This is a genomic window from Variovorax sp. 10N432, from assembly GCF_056394465.1.
In genome coordinates this window covers 164,660-181,606 of record NZ_JBFTHX010000013.1, presented here as the reverse complement: position 1 = coordinate 181,606, position 16,947 = coordinate 164,660, and the positions used below count along the sequence as shown (strand labels likewise).

Here is a 16,947-nt window from a genome sequence, read left to right as displayed (position 1 = left end):
TGGTCCCACTCCTTCCCATCCCGAACAGGACAGTGAAACGCCTCAGCGCCGATGATAGTGCGGGTTCCCGTGTGAAAGTAGGTCATCGTCAGGCTCTTACAGCCCAAACCGCCCAGCCCCTCAAAAGGCTGGGCGTTTTGCTTTGGGGGATCTGGAATTGCGTTTGGCGCTCAGCCGGTGCTGACGCAGGAATTCCAGCAAGCGGGCTTCGGCTGCATACAGATGGCGCCTGCCCTGCGCGCGTTCGCCGATCCGGGTCCAGATCTCGGCGATGGCGTCGGCCTTTCCAGCCAGTGCGTTGCCGAGTGCGAGGACGGCAGGGTGCACATAGGACTTCTTGCACACGGCCGGCGTGTTGCCCAGTTGTTTCGCCACTGCCGAGATGATTTCCTTCGCGCTGTAGCGCACGGCATCGGGTTCGCCCGTGGTACATGCGATGCGCGTCAGTTCGAGCGCCTGGACCGTTCCGTGCCAAGTGCGAAAGTCCTTGGCCGTGAAGTCTCCATCGGCGATCTCGCGTAAGTAGTCGTTCACATCGGTCGACGAGATGCCGCGCGCACTGCCGTCGTCCGATTGATACTGGAACAACTCCTGGCCGGGCAGTTGCTGGCACCGGCGCACGATCGCCGCAATGCGCGCATCGTCCACGCGGGCCTCGTGCATCACGCCGCTCTTGCCGCGAAAACGCAGCCTGAGTGCGCTGCCCTGGATGTCGACGTGCCTGTTGCGCAGCGTCGTGAGCCCGTACGAGCCGTTGCTGCTGGCGTATTCCTCGTTGCCCACGCGCAGGAAGGTGGTGTCGAGCAAGCGCACCAGGGTGGCCATGACCGATTGCCGCTGCAGCGGCGCCTTGGCGCCGGTGGCCAGGTCGCGCGCCACGCGGCGGCGAATCGCAGGCAGTGCGCGCCCGAAGGCTTCCAGCCGCTCGAATTTGCGTTCGTCCTTCAACGTACGCCATTCGACGTGATACCGGTACTGTTTGCGGCCACGTGCGTCGATCCCGGTGGCCTGCAGGTGGCCGTTCGCGACCGGGCAGATCCATACCTTGTCGTAGGCCGGTGGTATCGCGAGGCGGCGAATGCGCAGGATCTCATCGTCGTCGCGCAGCCAGTTGCCGCGGCTGTCCCGGTAGCGAAAACCGGCGCCACGCCGGACCCGGCTCCAGCCCGGCATGTCGGGATTCACGTAGACCAGACCGTTGGCAAGGGGAACGGGGCGTGGATTCGCGGTGGGCATGGTGTTTGCGACAATCTCGACCGAGCAGTGCAGAGAGATCTACAGCCTGCCGATGCGGTCGGCGCGCCGCTGTAGGACGCTGCAAGCGTTGCCGGTGCGAAGCACACCTGTCGCACCGTCCTGCTTTCTTGTCGAATTCCCTTTCTCCCGGAGATTTCCATGTCGTCAGTCTGGTCCCGTCGCGCCCGTTGGGGTGCGCTTCCTGCCGTTGTCGTGCTCGCAGCAGCCTGCAGCTCGGTCGCGCCGACGCGCGTCGCCGAGCCCGTCAAGGTCAAGGTCTTCGTCGGCGCCATGTTCGAGATCGGCCAGAACACCGGGGACCGCGCCGGCGAGTTCCAGCACTGGTACGAGCGCTACTGGAAGGGGGCCGTGCCGGTGACCGTGCCCGGTGCGCTGCAGCCCGTGTACTGCAACACGGACGGCGTCTGCGGCTCGGTGCTCGGCATGGGCAAGGTCAACTCGTCGGCGTCGATGCAGGCGATCCTGACCAGCCCGAAGTTCGATTTCTCGAAGGCCTACTACGTGATATCCGGCGTTGCCGGCACGCCGCCCTCGCGCGGCACCATCGGCGAGGTCAGCTGGGCCACGTGGCTGGTCGACTACGACCTCGGCCACCGCTGGGCGCCGGAGGAGAACAAGGCCGGCGAACCCACCTTCATGCCGCGCAAGGGCTACGAGGAATACCGCCGCTTCAAGCTCAATCCCGAACTGGTCGCCTGGGCGATGAAGCTGTCGGCCGACACCCCGCTGAAGGACTCCGATTCCGCCAAGGCCTACCGCCTGCGCTACCCGCAGGCGGCGGCGCGGGCCGCGCCCTTCGTCGGCACCGGCACCCACATGACCGGCGACACCTTCTTCCACGGCCCCGGCATGTCGAACCAGGCGCAGTACATCGCCAAGCTGTACGGCGCCGACGACTACGTGATCACCGAGATGGAGGCGGCCGCGATCACGCTGGTGATCAAGCGCCAGTACGGGACCGACCGGGTGATGAGCCTGCGCGGGGCGGTCAATTTCGACCAGGGCAACCCGCGCGAGACCACCCTGCAGCACCTGGACCCGGCACCCGGCGAAACCGCCGGCGGCTTTGCCGAGACGGTCCAGAACGTCGAGCTCGTCGGCAGCCGCGTGGTCGATCACATCGTCGCCGACTGGCCGCAGTGGCAGGCCGGCGTGCCGCCGCTTCCGGCGCGCTAGAACAAGGAGGCGGTCTGCGCGGCCGCCTCGTCGGCCGGTGCCTTGCCGCGCCGCGCCGCGCCGCCCAGCACCACCGGCTCAGCGGCGGCTTCGCCGGCCCTGGCGAGTGTGCCGACCCGCACGCCCAGCAGGCGCAGCGGCCGCTCGAGCGGCACCCGCTTGAGGCATTGGCCGGCGATCCGGCGGATCGCCTTCGCATCGGCCGTGAAGGATTCGATGGTCTGGTCGCGGGTCGCGATCTTGAAGTCGCCGTAGCGCAGCTTGATGCCGATGGTCTTGCCGACGTAGCCCTTGCGCTGCAGGTCCGCGGCCAGCTGCTCGCACAGGCGGGTGAAGATGGCGCCGAGCTCGGAGCGGTCGCGCACCGCATGCAGGTCGCGCTCGAAGGTGGTCTCGCGGCTCATCGACACCGGCTCGCTCTCGGTCACGACCGGCCGCTCGTCGCGGCCCCAGGCGACCTCGTGCATCCAGGCACCGGTGGCCTTGCCGAAGTGGGCGATGAGCCAGTCGCGCTCCTTTGCGGCGAGTTCGCCGATGGTGCGGATGCCGTGGCCCTGCAGCTTCTCGTCGGCCTTGGGCCCGATGCCATTGACCTTGCGGCAGGGCAGCGGCCAGATGCGGGCCTGCAGGTCGCGCTCGAAGACGATCGAGATGCCGTTCGGCTTGTCGAACTCGCTGGCCATCTTGGCCAGCAGCTTGTTGGGCGCGACGCCGATCGAGCAGGTCAGGCCGGTGGCTTCGAGAATCGACTTCTGGATCAGCCGGGCCAGCACCCGCCCGCCTTCGCGCTGGCCGCCCGGCACATCGGTGAAATCGATGTAGACCTCGTCGACGCCGCGGTCCTCCATGAGCGGGGCGATCTCGGTGATGACCTGCTTGAAGCGGCGCGAGTATCGGCGGTATTCGTCGAAGTCCACCGGCAGGATCAGCGCCTGCGGGCACAGCTTGGCAGCCTTCATGAGCCCCATCGCCGAGCCGATGCCGAACTGGCGCGCCGCGTAGGTGGCGGTGGTGATGACGCCGCGGCCGGCGTAGTCCTTGAGCAGCGGGAAGGCGGCCACCGGGATGTCGGCCAGGGTGCCGCCTTCGGGCACGTTGCGCAGCGCCTCGTCGACTTTGCGCCGGCCGCCGCCGATCACCATCGGCAGGCCCTTGAGCTGCGGGTAGCGCAGCAGTTCGACAGAGGCGTAGAAAGCGTCCATGTCGAGGTGGGCGATGCGGCGGATCGGTGCGGTCGTCACGGCTTCGATTGTCGCCCACCGCCGCCGCGGCGAGGCTTGCGCTGGATGGCATGGCGGTGCCATGATCCGGCCCATGCAGACGCTCGCAACGATCCTCTGGCGCCGCCTCGGGCAACCGGGCCACGACGTCTGCCGGCTCGAGCGCGCGGGCGAGAACTGGCAGATCGACGGCGGGGCCGCCTTCCGCCACGAGGACGGCCGGGTCGCCCAGCTGCACTACCGCGTGCGCTGCGACCGCGCCTGGCATACCCAGTGGTGCACGGTGCGCGGCTGGCTCGGCGGCGAGGCCATCGACCTGTCGATCGTCCACGGCGCCCATGGCGTCTGGAAGCTCAATGACGTGCCGGTCGCCGAACTCGGCCACTGCGTCGATCTGGACCTCGGCTTCACGCCGGCGACCAACCTGCTGCAGCTGCGCCGGCTGCACCTGGCTGCCGGCGAGGCTGCCGATGCGCCGGTGGCCTGGCTCGACCTCGACGGCGGCGGCCTGACCGAACTGCAGCAGCGCTACGAGCGGCGCAGCGACAGCGACTACTGGTACGCGGCACCGCGCTTCGACTACGAAGCGATGCTCGAAGTCACGCCCGACGGCTTCATTCGTCGCTACCCCACGATGTGGGAAGCCGAAGCCTGAGTCAGTGGTCGTGGCGCAGGTAGGAGGCCTGCTTCGGAAGCCGCCAGGCGACCGCGAAAGCCACCACCATCATGCCGGTCACGTACCAGAAGAAGGCGCTCTCGTGGCCGATAGACTTGAGCCCCAGCGCGACGTACTCGGCCGACCCGCCGAAGATCGCATTGGCCACCGCATAGGCCAGCCCGACACCCAGCGCGCGCACTTCGGGTGGGAACATCTCGGCCTTCACGATGCCGCTTATCGAGGTGTAGAAGCTCACGATGGCCAGGGCCAGGATGATCAGCAGGAAGGCCGCGACGGGGCTGGTCACGCCCTGCAGCGCGGTCAGGATAGGCACCGTCGCGACGGCACCCAGGCCGCCGAACAACAGCATGTTGGTGCGCCGGCCGATGCGGTCTGACAGCGCGCCGAACAGCGGCTGCATGCACATGTAGACGAACAGCGCGACCGTCATCACGTAGCTGGTGGTCTTGATCGGCAGGCCGACCGTGTTGACCAGGTACTTCTGCATGTAGGTCGTGAAGGTGTAGAAGATCAGCGAGCCGCCGGCGGTGTAGCCGAGCACGGTGAAGAAGGCGGCCTTGTGATGCTTGAAGAGTCCCGCGAGGCTGCCGGCCTCCTTGCTGGCGCGCGATTCGGCGCTTTGCGTCTCGTGCAAAGTGCGGCGCAGGAACAGCGCCACGACCGCCGCGATGGCGCCGATCACGAAGGGGATGCGCCAGCCCCAGGCCTTGAGCTCGGCCTCGCTCAGCAGCTGTTCGAGGATCACGATGACGAGCACCGCGAGCAGCTGGCCGCCGATCAGCGTGACGTACTGGAAGGACGAGAAGAAGCCGCGCTGGCCGCGCAGCGCGACCTCGCTCATGTAGGTGGCGGTGGTGCCGTACTCGCCACCCACCGACAGGCCCTGGAACAGCCGGCAGACCAGCAGCAGGAAGGGCGCCCAGGCGCCGATGGCCGCATAGGTCGGCAGGCAGGCGATGGCGAGCGAGCCGGCGCACATCATGGTGACCGAGATCAGCATCGAGGTGCGGCGGCCGTAGCGGTCGGCGACGCGGCCGAACAGCCAGCCGCCGATCGGGCGCATCAGGAAGCCGGCGGCGAACACGCCGGCGGTGTTGAGCAGCTGCGCGGTCGGGTCGGACTTGGGAAAGAAGGAGGGCGCGAAATAAAGCGCGCTGAAGGCGTAGACGTAGAAGTCGAACCACTCGACCAGGTTGCCTGAAGAGGCCGCCATGATCGCGAAGATGCGGTGGCGCTTTTCTTCGGAGGTGTAGGGGCGGTGGGAGATGGCGGGATCGACGGCCGCAGCCGTCCCCGCAGCGGACGCGGCGGAGCTCATGGAGAAGTGCTTCTATCGAGTTGTTATGGCGCTCTCGATGATGCCCCATGGCGCCCGCCGACGCTGTCAGCCGGGGCCGTGACCCGACTGGCAGCGCGCCTTCACGTTCAGAAGGTGCCGGGCAAAAGGATGCTGGAGTCGACCTGGTCGATCTGCGTGCGGCCGCAGAAAGCCATCGTGATGTCGAGTTCCTTGTGGATGATCTGCAGCGCGCGGGTCACGCCGGCCTCGCCGTAGGCGCCCAGGCCGTAGAGGAAGCTGCGGCCGATCATCGTGCCGTGGGCGCCCAGCGCGCGCGCCTTGAGCACGTCCTGGCCGCTGCGGATGCCGCCGTCCATCCAGACCTCGATCTCGGTGCCCACCGCCTCGGCGATCGCCGGCAGCGCCGCGATCGAGGAGGGCGCGCCGTCGAGCTGGCGGCCGCCGTGGTTCGAGACGATCAGCGCATCGGCGCCGCTGGCCGCCGCCAGGCGCGCGTCCTCGACGTCCATGATGCCCTTGAGGATCAGCTTGCCGCCCCAGAGCTTCTTGATCCACTCGACGTCGGCCCAGGAAAGCGTCGGGTCGAACTGCTCGGCGGTCCAGGACGAGAGCGAGGACAGGTCCTTGACGCCCTTGGCGTGGCCCGCGATGTTGCCAAAGGTGCGGCGCTTGGTGCCCAGCATGCCCATGCACCAGCGCGGCTTGGTCGCGAGGTTGATGAGGTTCTTGATCGTCGGTTTGGGCGGCGCCGTGAGGCCGTTCTTGATGTCCTTGTGGCGCTGGCCGAGGATCTGCAGGTCGAGCGTGAGCTGCAGCGCGCTGACGTTGGCGGCGCGGGCGCGCTCGATCAGGCGCTCGATGAAGTCGCGGTCGCGCATCACGTAGAGCTGGAACCAGAACGGGTGGCGGTCGGTCTTCTCGGCGATGTCCTCGAGCGAGCAGATGCTCATGGTCGAGAGCGTGAACGGGATGCCGAAGGCCTTGGCCGCGAGGGCTCCGAGGATCTCGCCGTCGGCATGCTGCATGCCGGTGAGGCCGGTCGGCGCGATCGCCACCGGCATCGCGACCTCCTGGCCGATCATCGTGGTGCGGGTCGAGCGGCCCTCCATGTTGACCGCCACGCGCTGGCGCAGCTTGATCTTCTGGAAGTCGCTTTCGTTGGCGCGGTAGGTGCCTTCGGTCCAGGCGCCGGAGTCGGCGTAGTCGTAGAACATGCGTGGCACGCGGCTCTTGGCGATGACTCGCAGGTCTTCGATGGTCGTGATCTTGGACAGGTCTGGCACGAGAAAGGGCTCCTGGGTTCTGTGGCTGCGCAATGCGTATTATCTTCGGGACCGACCGCGCCCTGTAACCGGTGCACCAAGGCGGCACGGCAGTTGCTTGGATCTGGCGCATGGAAACGCCCGTCCTGCCTTCCATGTTTCCCATTCAGCACGACCCACAGGAGCCATCCCCCATGAACCGCAACGACGTCACCGAGAAGATCATCACCGTGAAGGTGGCCAAGGGCATTCAGTGGGCCGACGTGGCGAAAAAGCTCGGCTTGTCGAAGGAGTGGACCACCGCCGCCTGCCTCGGCCAGATGACGCTCGACGCTGCCCAGGCCAAGGTGATCGGCAAGATCTTCGGACTCACGGCCGAAGAACAGAAGTGGCTGCAGGTGGTGCCGTACAAGGGCTCGCTGCCGACCCCGGTGCCGACCGATCCGCTGATCTACCGCTGGTACGAGATCGTGAGCGTCTACGGCACCACGATCAAGGAGCTGATCCACGAGGAATTCGGCGACGGCATCATGAGCGCGATCGACTTCAGCATGGACATCCAGCGCCAGGCCGACCCCAAGGGCGACCGCGTGAACGTGGTGCTGTCGGGCAAGTTCCTGCCGTACAAGACCTACTGATCGGGTCTGCCGGAGAACTCAACGCTTGAGCAACTCGTCGCTGATGATGATCTTGCGAACCTCGGTCGTTCCCGCGCCGATCTCCAGCAGCTTGATGGCACGGTAGAGGCGGTTGACCTCGGACTCCCAGATGTACCCGGCGCCGCCGTGGATCTGCACCGCCTCGTTCAGCACCTTGTTCATGGTCTCCGACGCATACATGACCGACGCGGCCGTGATCATGTGGATGTCGCCGCGGCCGCCGCCGCCGACCTCCAGGTCGTTTGCCGCGCGCAGCGCCTGGTAGGTGAAGACGCGCATCGACTCGATCCACACGTACATGTCCGCCAGCTTGGCGCGGATCATCTGGAAGTTGGCAATCGGCTGGCCGAACTGCTGGCGCGTGCGTGCGTAGTCGAGTGCGAGCTGGAGCGCCCGCTCGCAGATCCCCAGGCAGATCGGGGAGATCATCGCGCGCTCCAGGTCCAGGCCGCTCATCACGACCTGCACGCCGCGGTCTTCCTCGCCGATGCGGTTGCGCGCCGGCACCCTGCAATTCTCGAACACGAGTTCGGCCGTCTGGCTACCGCGGAATCCCATCTTCGTGAGCTTCTGGGCGACCTTGAAGCCGGGCATGTCCTTCTCGACGACGAAGGCCGATATGCCCTTGGCACCCTTGTCCTTGTTGGTCTTGGCATAGACCAGCATCACGTCGGCCACCGCGCCGTTGGTGATGTAGATCTTGCTGCCGTTGAGCAGGTAGTCGTCCCCGTCGCGGGTGGCCGTCGTGCGCATCGAGCCCATCGCATCGGAGCCGGCGCCCGGCTCCGTCAGTCCCAGCGCGCCGATCGTCCTGCCGCTGCAAAGCCCCGGCAGCCAGGTTTTGCGTTGCGTCTCGTCGGCATTGCGGTAGATGTTGTAGAGGCACAGGTTCTCGTGGGCGACCCAGCTCAATGCCAGCGCATGATTCCAGCGCGAGAAGGCCTGCACGACCAGGCCGCTCGCGAACAGGTCGAGCCCTGCACCGCCGTGGACTTCCGGCACCGGAATGCCGAAGTAGCCGGTCGCACCGATCTGCGCAAAGGCTTCCGGTGGCCACCATTCCTCATCGTCCATGCGCTGGGACAGCGGATAGAGCTCGTTGCGCGCAAAGCGGTCGGCCTGATCGAGGATGGCTTGCTCGTCGTCTGAAAGGCCGGAGAAGCGCTGTGCCGCGCTCAGGGTCGAAGCGGTGGTGTTCATGAAGATGCGATGCCGGGTGAAGGTACGGAGAATGCCGAGTGGCGGGTTCAGTCGACCCGCTGGTCGTCGTCCAGTGGAAAGCGTGCGAGCTCGTGCCGCTGCAGCTTGCCCGTGGTGCTGCGCGGCAGTTCGTCCGATCGCACGAACTGCAGGTAGCGCGGCCGCTTGTAGCCGGCGAGCCGCTCTCGGCACCAGGCGACGATCTCTTCGCGCGTTGCCGTCTTGTCCGCCTGCAGGACCAGCACGGCCTTGATGGTCTCGCCCCAGTGCGCATCGGGTACGCCGAACACGCAGGCTTCCTGAATGGCGGGATGCCGGCTGATGACCGCCTCGACCTCGGCGGGATAGACGTTCTCCCCACCGGTCTTGATCAGGTACTTCTTGCGATCGACGAAGCTGAGCGTGCCGTCGTCCTGGCGGCGCAGCAGGTCGCCGGTGTGGAGCCAGCCGCCCTTGAAGGCCTCGGCGTTGGCGGCGTCGTCGTCGAGGTAGCCCGACATGACCGTCGGGCCGCGGACCACGCATTCGCCGGGCATGCCGACCGGCATGTCGTTCATGTCGTCGTCGACGATGCGCACGTCCATCAGCGGGGAGGGCAGCTTGCGCAATGTCGGTGTCTCGCCCGGTCTCGATCGCCTGTGCGCAAGCAGGTAGCTGGTCTCGCTCTGGCCGAAGGCATCGTAGAAATCGATGCCGCAGGCCTCGGTCAGCCGCGCAACCACCTGCGGCATCATGTTCGCGTAGCCGATGGCGAAGCGCAGCGTCGACAGGTCGTGTGCGGCGCGTGCGGGGTGATCGAGAAAGTCGGTGATCACGCCTGGCAGCAGCAGCGTCCAGGTCAGGCGGTCGCGCTCGATCAGCGCGAACATCTGCGCGACGTCCGCCCGCCTGAAGGTCGCGTAGCTGCCGCCCGTCCAGACCGTCGCGTAGAGCGACTCGTCGCCGCCGCAATGAAAGAGCGGGAGCCATCCGATGAAGCCGTCGCGCTCGGTGAGTCCGAACCATTGCGCCAGCCGCAGGCCGCGCGTTGCCGCCGCCTGCTGGCTGATCAACGCGCCCTTCGGTTGGCCGGTGGTGCCGCTGGTGAAGAGGATGTTGTGGATGTCGCTGCCCTGTGCGATGCGCGGTGGTTCGGCAGGATGGCTTGCGCGCAGCAGGGATTCGTAGTCGTCGAAGCCTTCCGCCGGACCGAAGGAGATCCAGTGCCGGATCTCCGGCGCGTCGGCACGAAGCTTCGTGGCGATCGGTGCGAGCGTGTCCGACACCAGCAACCCGACGGGACCGCATTTGCGCAGGCAGGCCGCGAGTTCCGCCGGATGCAGGCGCACGTTCAGTGTCGCGGCGGTGATGCCCAGCGCGGCCAGGGCCGCATAGCACTCGATGTACTCGGGCCGGGTCTCGGAGAGCACGGCGAGGGTGTCGCCCCGGCGATAGCCGAGCTCATGCAGCGCATTGGCCAGACGCCAGGCGCGATCGCCCAGCTCGGTGTAGCTGCGTCGGCCCTCGGTCCAGGTCACTGCAGTGCGGCCCGCATGGAGCGAGAACGCACGGCGGAACATCGCATCGAGCGTGATGCCGCTGGCTTGCCCGGCCTGTGAGCGCCAGTCATTCATGGCGCGGCTCCGCGGATGGCCGCGCGTTGCCGCGCGAGGCGAAGGCGGCGACCCGATTCGCGAAGTCCTCGGTCTCCGCACAGCGGACGAAGGCGGCCTTCTCGCGGTCCAGGTGCGCCTGCAAGGCATCCCGGGCCTGCACCGCGGTCAACTGCTTGAGCTCGGCGATCGATTGCCGCGGCATCGCGGCGAGCCTGCGAGCCCAGGCCAGCGCCTCTTCGTCGGCGCGTTCGGCATCGACGATGCGATTGACGAAGCCGAGCGCATGCGCCTCCTCGACCGTGAAGCTGCTGTGCAGCGTGAGCAGTTCGAAGGCGCGCGACGCGCCGACGCGCTGCGTGAGCCTGAAGCTCAGGCCGCCGTCGGCGGACCCGCCCAGCTGTGCGTACGCCGTCACGAAGCGAGTGTTGCGAGCCGCGAGCACCAGGTCGCAGGCCAGGGCCAGCGATATGCCGCCGCCTGCGACCGCGCCATGGACGCTGGCAATGACCGGCAGTTCGGTGCGGTTGAGCGTCATCACGCTGGCGTGGAAGCTGTCAATCATCCGGCCGATGAAGGCTGGCTGGTCGCCGCGATGGGCATCCATGGCCGCCACGTCGCCGCCACCGCAGAAGGAACGGCCTTCGCCCCGTAGCACGACGGCGCGGGCGCCCGGCATCGCGATCGCCCGATCGATCGCATGGCGCAGCGATTCGATGGCGCCGAAGTCGAGCGCATTGAGCGAATGAGGGCGCTGCAGCGTGATGGTGGCGACTTCGCAGTCGAAGTCGACGCGCACGGCTTGATCGTTGTTCATGGGTCTCCGGGACGTGGCGCGTGCAGCCCGACCGAGCTGTTGACCATCACTCAATAAATGGGCTTCGACGAGAAGGAGATCAGACACGCGATCGCCTGGATTGGGAAGGGTCGGCACGTCGGGTTTTACCCTTAGATCCAATCATGCAGAGTGAAGAGGCGGAGATCCAATCTCCGAATGAAAAGGGAAAGATTCGTCCGGAAATCGCGAATTGGAAAATTGAGTCGGGGTCACAACTCTGTTGACACCGGCGTTTCGCCACCGCAATATCCGGCTCGAAAACCCATGACGCCGGCACCGGCGCGGAGACAAAGCCTTGATCCTCGAACCCGCATCGCCCCGAAAGGGCCAGCGCCCATGCTGAGCATCGCCAACCTGCAGGTGTTCTACGACCATGCGGTCGAGGCGGTGCGGGACGTGTCGCTCGAAGTGGGCAAGGGCCGCATCGTCGCCCTGCTCGGCAGCAACGGCGCGGGCAAGTCGACGGTACTCAAGTCGATCTGCGGCGTGCTGTACCCGGAAGACGGCGAGATCACCGGCGGTTCGATCCGCTACGAGGACGCGGCCATCGACCATTGCCCGCCGCACGAAATCGTGCGCCGCGGCCTGGTGCAGGTGCCCGAAGGGCGGCGCCTCTTCGACACGCTCACGGTCGAGGAAAACCTGCGCATGGGCGGCTATCTCCGTCCTGCCTCCGCGACTGCCGAGGCGCTGGCGGGCATCTATGCGCTGTTCCCCGCCATCGAGGCTCACAAGCACCGCGTGTCGGGCTACCTCTCTGGCGGGCAACAACAGATGGTCGCCATCGGGCGCGCGCTCATGGGCGAGCCGCGCCTGCTGCTGCTCGATGAGCCGTCGCTCGGCCTGGCGCCGCAGATCATCGAGGAGATCTTCGGCATCATCCGGCGCTTGCGCGACGAGCGTGGCCTCACGGTGCTGCTGGTCGAGCAGAACGCGAGGCTCGCGCTGTCGGTGGCGGACTATGGCTACATCATGGAGCGCGGCCGCGTCGTCCTCGACGACACGCCGACGCGGCTGCTGGCAAATGACGACGTCAAGGAGTTCTATCTCGGCGTGCAGGCCGGTGGCCAGCGCCGCAGCATGCGCGAGATCAAGCATTACAAGCGGCGCAAGAGGTGGCTCTCGTGAGTGCGCCCGCATTGCTGGAACTGCAGGGCATCGGCAAGCGCTTCGGCGGGCTGGAGGCACTGGCGGGCATCGACTTGCGGGTGCAACAGGGACACATCTTCAGCGTGATCGGGCCCAACGGCGCGGGCAAGACGACCCTCTTCAACCTGGTCTCCTGCCTGCTGCCGCCGAATACGGGCCGGATCGTGTTCGACGGCCACGACATCGCGGGCTCGCCTGCCCACAGCCTCTCCAGGCGCGGCATCGCGCGCACCTTCCAGAACCTGGCGGTGTTCAAGCACGAGAGCGTCATCGACAACATCCTCACCGGGCTGCATGCGCGCCTGTCGACCGGCGTGTTCGGCGCCGCCATGTTCTGGGGTGCGACGCGGCGTGCCGAGATATCGGCGCGCGAGACGGCCGAGGAGATCGTGGAGTTTCTCGAGATCGAGACCATTCGCGACCTGCCGGTCGGGACCCTGTCCTATGGCCTGCAGAAGCGGGTCGAGCTGGGGCGCGCGCTTGCCATGCAGCCACGCCTGCTGCTGCTCGATGAGATGGTCTCGGGCATGAACCAGGAAGAGACCGAAGACATCGCCCGGTTCATCCTCGACATCCGCGAGGAACGCAACATCACGGTGATGATGATCGAGCACGAGATGGGCATCGTGATGGACATCTCCGACCACGTCTGCGTGCTGAACTTCGGCCGCAAGATCGCCGACGGCACGCCGGCCGAGGTCGCGGCCGATCCCGCCGTTGTCGCGGCCTATCTGGGCGTCGGCACGGAGGCCCTGGCATGACGCGCGACCATCGCCTGAGCGCGGACTCGGCGCTGCCGCCCGGCGTCGCCGAAGGCAGGGCGACCATGCCGGGTCTGCTGCGCCATCGGGCGCGTCATACGCCGGACCGCGTCGCCTTGCGCGAGAAGGTCCGCGGCATCTGGCAGGGCACCACCTGGGCCGCCTACTTCGAGCAGGTGCGCGCCTTCGCCCTGTTCCTGCAGGACGCCGGCTTCGGCCAGGGCGACAAGCTGGTGATCGCGTCGGACGGCACGCCCGAGTGGTTCATTGCGGATCTGGCGGCGCAGTCGCTCGGCGGCGTGACGGTCGGCATCTACCCGACCAACCCCTGGCCGGAGCTCCAATACATCGTCCGGCACTGCGCCGCCAAGGTCGCGGTATGCGGCGACCAGGAGCAGACCGACAAGGTGCTCGAAGCCATGCGCCAGGCAGACGGCCTGCCGGCGCTCCAGCGGGTGCTCGCGGTCGACTGGAAAGGCATGCGCCACTACGACGAGCCGATGCTCATGCCGTTCGCGAGCGCCCTCGAACGGGGCCGCGCGCTGGCACGACAGCCCGGGCGCTGCGAAGCATGGGAATCGATCGTCAAGACCCTGAGTGCCGACCAGGATGCGCTCATCGTCTACACCTCGGGCACGACCGGAATGCCGAAGGGCGCGCGCCTGTCGCATGCGGGCATCCTCTCCGACGCGGCTGTTCTGGGCCAGGTCCAGGGCTTCGCCGGCAAGCCGCTCACGGTGGTGTGCTACCTGCCCCTGTGCCACGTGGCGGAGCGGCTCATGTCGCCCGTCATGCAACTCGTGTATGGCTCGGTCGTCAACTTCGCCGAGTCGATCGATGCGGTTGCGCACAACCTGCACGAGATCGGGCCGAGCTTCTTCTTCGGCGTACCCCGCATCTGGGAGAAGCTGCAGTACGAGATCCTCATCAAGTCGCGCGATTCGCGGCCCATCGCGCGCCGCGCCTTCGAGCGCGCGATGGCCATCGCGACACCCATCGCCGAGCGCACGATCGCCAACGGCGGCCGCCCGGTGAGCCGGCGCGATGCCCTCGTGGCCTGGGCTCTTCGCGTCGCGGTGTTCAGCAACCTGCTCGCCGGCATCGGGCTCGACCGCACCTGGGTCGCGATGACGGGCGGTGCCTCCATATCGCCTTCGGTGATCCTGTTCTTCCGCGCGCTGGGCGTGCCGATCTACCAGATCTACGGCATGACCGAGACCAGCGGCGCGACCCATGCGCAGTCGGCCGCCATGTCGCGGCTGGGCTGGTGCGGCCCGCTGCTGCCGGGCATCGCGGAGCAGCGCGTCGCGCCCGACGGCGAACTGCAGGTGCGCGGTGCCGTGGTGTTCAAGGGCTATCTGCATGACGATGAAGCGACGCGCGCCGCCTTCGACGATGGCTGGCTTCGCACCGGCGACATCGTCGAACTGGACGAGGCCACCGGGCAGGTGCAGATCGTCGATCGCAAGAAGGCCATCCTGATCACGAGCGGCGGCAAGAACATCACGCCCTCGCTGATCGAGAACGCGCTGAAAGAGAGCCTTTATATCAGCGAAGCCGTGCTGCTCGGCGATGGCCGGCACTTCGTATCGGCGCTGATCCAGATCGACCTCGACACCGTGGGCAAGTGGGCGCAGGAGCGCGGCATCGCCTACACCACCTACGAGACCCTCGCGCAGCTGGACGCAGTGCGGGAACTGATCGGCATCGAGGTCAAACGGGTGAACGAGCGCTTTTCGCGCGTCGAGAGCATCCGCAAGTTCGTCCTCATCCGCAAGCAGCTCGACCATGACGACGGCGAGCTGACGGCGACCATGAAGGTGCGCCGGCGGGTCATCGAGCAGAAGTTCGCGGCCGAGGTCGCGCACATCTATGGACCCGTGGAGGAGGCCGCCTGATGAACTACTTCCTCAATCTGGTCACCTCCGGTCTCGTGATCGGCTCCTTGTACGGGCTGGTCGCGATGGGCTTCGCCATCGTCTACCGCGCCACCGGCATGGTCAACTTCGCGCAGGGCGAAGTGATGATGCTCATCGCCTACATCAGCTTCAGCCTGGCGACGATCCCGGGCATCGGCTTCGGTCCGTTGCTGGTTTGCGTGCTGGCGGTGTCGGTGCTGCTGGGGCTTGCGATCGAACGTGTGTTCATCCGGCCGATGCTGGGCGAGCCGATGTTCTCGCGCGTGATGGTCACCATCGGCCTGGCGGTGGTCATCCGCTCGGTCGTGATCCTGGTCTGGGGCGTCGAGCCGACCGCGTTCCCTCGCCCTTTCGGCAATGCGGTGATCCGCTTCGCGGGGCTGGCGCTCTATCCGGGCCAGATCTTCGCGCTGGTATCGCTGGCCGTGCTGTGTGTGCTGATGTGGCTCTTCTTCTCGCGCTCGCGCATCGGCATCGCGATGCGCGCGACCTCCAACAACGAGACGACGGCCTTGCTGATGGGCATCAACGTCAAGCGCATCAGCGGCATCGCGTGGGCGCTGTCGGCGGTGTTCGCGGCCTTCGCGGGCCTGGCCTTCTGCCTCATGTTCAGCCTGGAGCCCGAGATCTCGCAGATGGGACTGCGCGGCTTCCCGGCCACCATCCTCGGGGGCCTCGACTCTGTCATCGGCGGCGCGCTCGGCGGCCTGGTGATCGGCGTGTTCGAGAACCTCGCCGGGGGCTACCTCGGGCGCGGTCTCAAGGAAATTGCGGGCTTCGTGCTGATCATCGTCGTGCTGATGGTCAAGCCCTACGGCCTCTTCGGCCAACGCGAAATCGAAAGAGTCTGATGCGCAGCAGAACCTATCAAGTCTCCTATGCCGGGTTGGTGTCGCTCTCGACCCAGCCCGCGACCTGGTGGTGGTCGTTCGCCGGGCTGGCACTGCTCGCGCTGGCGCCGGCGTGGTTCGGCTCGCACGGACTCAACATGCTGACCACCATCTTCGTGGTGTCGATCGGGGTGCTCGGGCTCAATCTGCTCTCGGGCGTGGCGGGCCAGATCTCGCTGGGCCATGCGGGCTTTCTCCTGATAGGCGCCTATGCCCAGGCCATCCTGACGACCGACTACCGCATTCCGACGCTTTTGGCGATTCCGATGGCAGGCGGCGTGGCCGCGGTGGCGAGCCTCGTCGTCGGCGTGCCATCGCTGCGCCTCAAGGGCTTGTACCTGGCGATCACCACCCTGGCCTTCACTTTCATCGTGCGGCATGTGGTGCTCTTCGCCGAGGAGGTCACGCGCGGTTCGGCGGGGATGCCGGTCGAGGCGTTGAGCGTGCTCGGCGTCTCATTCAAGGGCGACCAGCGTTTCTACTACGCGGCACTGGCGATGCTGGTGCTGTTCGTCTTCATCACGCTGAACCTGATGCGCACCCGCATCGGCCGCGCCTGGCTCGCCTTGCGCGACCACGACATCGCGGCCCGGGCGATGGGCATCGACCTCATGCGCTACAAGCTGTTGGCCTTCATGGTCAGCGCCTTCTACACCGGGGTGGCCGGGGCGATGGTCGCGTTGCAGACCCGCTTCGTCAACGTCGACACTTTCAGCGTGCTGATCAGCATCGAGGCGCTGGCGATGATCATCGTCGGCGGCATGGGGCGTGTCCATGGCGCGATCCTCGGCGCGGCGCTGATCCTGCTGCTGCCCGAATTGCTGAACCTGGGTTTCGATGCCGCGGGCGATGGCGTTCGCATGCTCATGGCCGACCGCATCTACGAGATCAAGGGCTTGATGTACGGCGTCGTCATCCTGCTGTTTCTGCGGCTCGAGCCCGAGGGCCTGGCCGGCATCTGGCGCAAGTCGAAGCGCTTCTGGGTGCAGTGGCCGCTGTCGCAATGAAAGCGCTCGCCACGCCACATCGATGACTTTCGCGAACT

At 66.8% G+C, this 16,947-nt stretch carries 15 protein-coding genes and 1 rRNA gene; 9 read left to right on the top strand and 7 right to left on the bottom strand.

Features of this window, described 5'->3' with window-relative positions:
• Positions 1–94, top strand: a 5S ribosomal RNA gene (gene rrf / locus AC1DF3_RS17455); the annotation flags it as partial.
• A gap of 26 nt (positions 95–120) precedes the next feature.
• On the opposite strand, the gene AC1DF3_RS17450 is transcribed toward rrf, so the two are convergent.
• Positions 121–1,236 (bottom strand): DNA topoisomerase IB, encoded by a 1,116-nt coding sequence (locus AC1DF3_RS17450; RefSeq protein ID WP_478140325.1) that lies wholly within the window; start codon positions 1,234–1,236, stop codon positions 121–123.
• A 159-nt stretch (positions 1,237–1,395) separates the two neighbouring features.
• Between AC1DF3_RS17450 and AC1DF3_RS17445 the strand changes: the two genes are divergently transcribed.
• Positions 1,396–2,433, top strand: a complete 1,038-nt coding sequence (locus AC1DF3_RS17445; protein ID WP_478140324.1) for a purine-nucleoside phosphorylase — start codon at positions 1,396–1,398, stop codon at positions 2,431–2,433.
• Here the strand turns inward: AC1DF3_RS17445 and dinB are convergent.
• Positions 2,430–3,635, bottom strand: a complete 1,206-nt coding sequence (gene dinB, locus AC1DF3_RS17440; RefSeq protein WP_478140327.1) for a DNA polymerase IV — start codon at positions 3,633–3,635, stop codon at positions 2,430–2,432. The genes AC1DF3_RS17445 and dinB overlap by 4 nt on opposite strands.
• A gap of 112 nt (positions 3,636–3,747) precedes the next feature.
• On the opposite strand from dinB, the gene AC1DF3_RS17435 reads away from it, so the two are divergent.
• Positions 3,748–4,308 carry a putative glycolipid-binding domain-containing protein gene (locus AC1DF3_RS17435; RefSeq protein WP_478140323.1) on the top strand — a complete coding sequence of 187 codons (561 nt, stop codon included), beginning with the start codon at positions 3,748–3,750 and terminating at the stop codon, positions 4,306–4,308.
• 1 nt (position 4,309) lies between these two features.
• On the opposite strand, the gene AC1DF3_RS17430 is transcribed toward AC1DF3_RS17435, so the two are convergent.
• Together AC1DF3_RS17430 and AC1DF3_RS17425 are read right to left on the bottom strand one after the other, a co-directional pair.
• On the bottom strand, positions 4,310–5,650 hold the full coding sequence (locus AC1DF3_RS17430) for an MFS family transporter (RefSeq protein WP_286536908.1): 1,341 nt from the start codon (positions 5,648–5,650) through the stop codon (positions 4,310–4,312).
• 107 nt (positions 5,651–5,757) lie between these two features.
• Positions 5,758–6,915: an alpha-hydroxy acid oxidase gene (locus AC1DF3_RS17425; RefSeq protein WP_478140322.1), complete on the bottom strand. Its 1,158-nt coding sequence runs from the start codon at positions 6,913–6,915 to the stop codon at positions 5,758–5,760.
• A 173-nt stretch (positions 6,916–7,088) separates the two neighbouring features.
• Here AC1DF3_RS17425 and cynS point away from each other — a divergent pair, with 173 nt between their 5' ends.
• Positions 7,089–7,532, top strand: a complete 444-nt coding sequence (gene cynS, locus AC1DF3_RS17420; protein WP_478140321.1) for a cyanase — start codon at positions 7,089–7,091, stop codon at positions 7,530–7,532.
• Positions 7,533–7,550: 18 nt separating this feature from the next.
• Here the strand turns inward: cynS and AC1DF3_RS17415 are convergent, their stop codons facing one another.
• Genes AC1DF3_RS17415 through AC1DF3_RS17405 form a run of 3 tightly spaced genes read right to left on the bottom strand, consistent with a single transcriptional unit; the run spans position 7,551 to position 11,162 of the window.
• Positions 7,551–8,753, bottom strand: a complete 1,203-nt coding sequence (locus tag AC1DF3_RS17415; RefSeq protein ID WP_478140320.1) for an acyl-CoA dehydrogenase family protein — start codon at positions 8,751–8,753, stop codon at positions 7,551–7,553.
• Between the two features lie 47 nt (positions 8,754–8,800).
• Entirely contained in the window at positions 8,801–10,366 is a 1,566-nt protein-coding gene (locus AC1DF3_RS17410; RefSeq protein ID WP_478140319.1) for a class I adenylate-forming enzyme family protein, read from the bottom strand.
• Positions 10,359–11,162: an enoyl-CoA hydratase/isomerase family protein gene (locus tag AC1DF3_RS17405; protein ID WP_478140318.1), complete on the bottom strand. Its 804-nt coding sequence runs from the start codon at positions 11,160–11,162 to the stop codon at positions 10,359–10,361. The genes AC1DF3_RS17410 and AC1DF3_RS17405 overlap by 8 nt, the downstream gene beginning before the upstream one ends.
• A gap of 357 nt (positions 11,163–11,519) precedes the next feature.
• Between AC1DF3_RS17405 and AC1DF3_RS17400 the strand changes: the two genes are divergently transcribed.
• The 5 genes from AC1DF3_RS17400 to AC1DF3_RS17380 are packed head-to-tail and all read left to right on the top strand — an operon-like array spanning position 11,520 to position 16,909.
• Complete coding sequence (locus AC1DF3_RS17400; protein ID WP_478140317.1) at positions 11,520–12,311, top strand: ABC transporter ATP-binding protein; 792 nt, start codon at positions 11,520–11,522, stop codon at positions 12,309–12,311.
• A complete protein-coding gene (locus AC1DF3_RS17395; RefSeq protein ID WP_478140316.1) occupies positions 12,299–13,093 on the top strand; it encodes an ABC transporter ATP-binding protein in 795 nt (264 codons plus the stop codon). The genes AC1DF3_RS17400 and AC1DF3_RS17395 overlap by 13 nt, the downstream gene beginning before the upstream one ends.
• Positions 13,090–14,991 carry an AMP-dependent synthetase/ligase gene (locus tag AC1DF3_RS17390; RefSeq protein WP_478140315.1) on the top strand — a complete coding sequence of 634 codons (1,902 nt, stop codon included), beginning with the start codon at positions 13,090–13,092 and terminating at the stop codon, positions 14,989–14,991. The genes AC1DF3_RS17395 and AC1DF3_RS17390 overlap by 4 nt, the downstream gene beginning before the upstream one ends.
• Complete coding sequence (locus tag AC1DF3_RS17385; protein WP_478140314.1) at positions 14,991–15,863, top strand: branched-chain amino acid ABC transporter permease; 873 nt, start codon at positions 14,991–14,993, stop codon at positions 15,861–15,863. The genes AC1DF3_RS17390 and AC1DF3_RS17385 overlap by 1 nt, the downstream gene beginning before the upstream one ends.
• Positions 15,863–16,909 carry a branched-chain amino acid ABC transporter permease gene (locus AC1DF3_RS17380; RefSeq protein ID WP_478140313.1) on the top strand — a complete coding sequence of 349 codons (1,047 nt, stop codon included), beginning with the start codon at positions 15,863–15,865 and terminating at the stop codon, positions 16,907–16,909. Before AC1DF3_RS17385 ends, AC1DF3_RS17380 begins: the two co-directional genes overlap by 1 nt.
• The last annotated feature ends 38 nt before the right edge of the window (positions 16,910–16,947 follow it).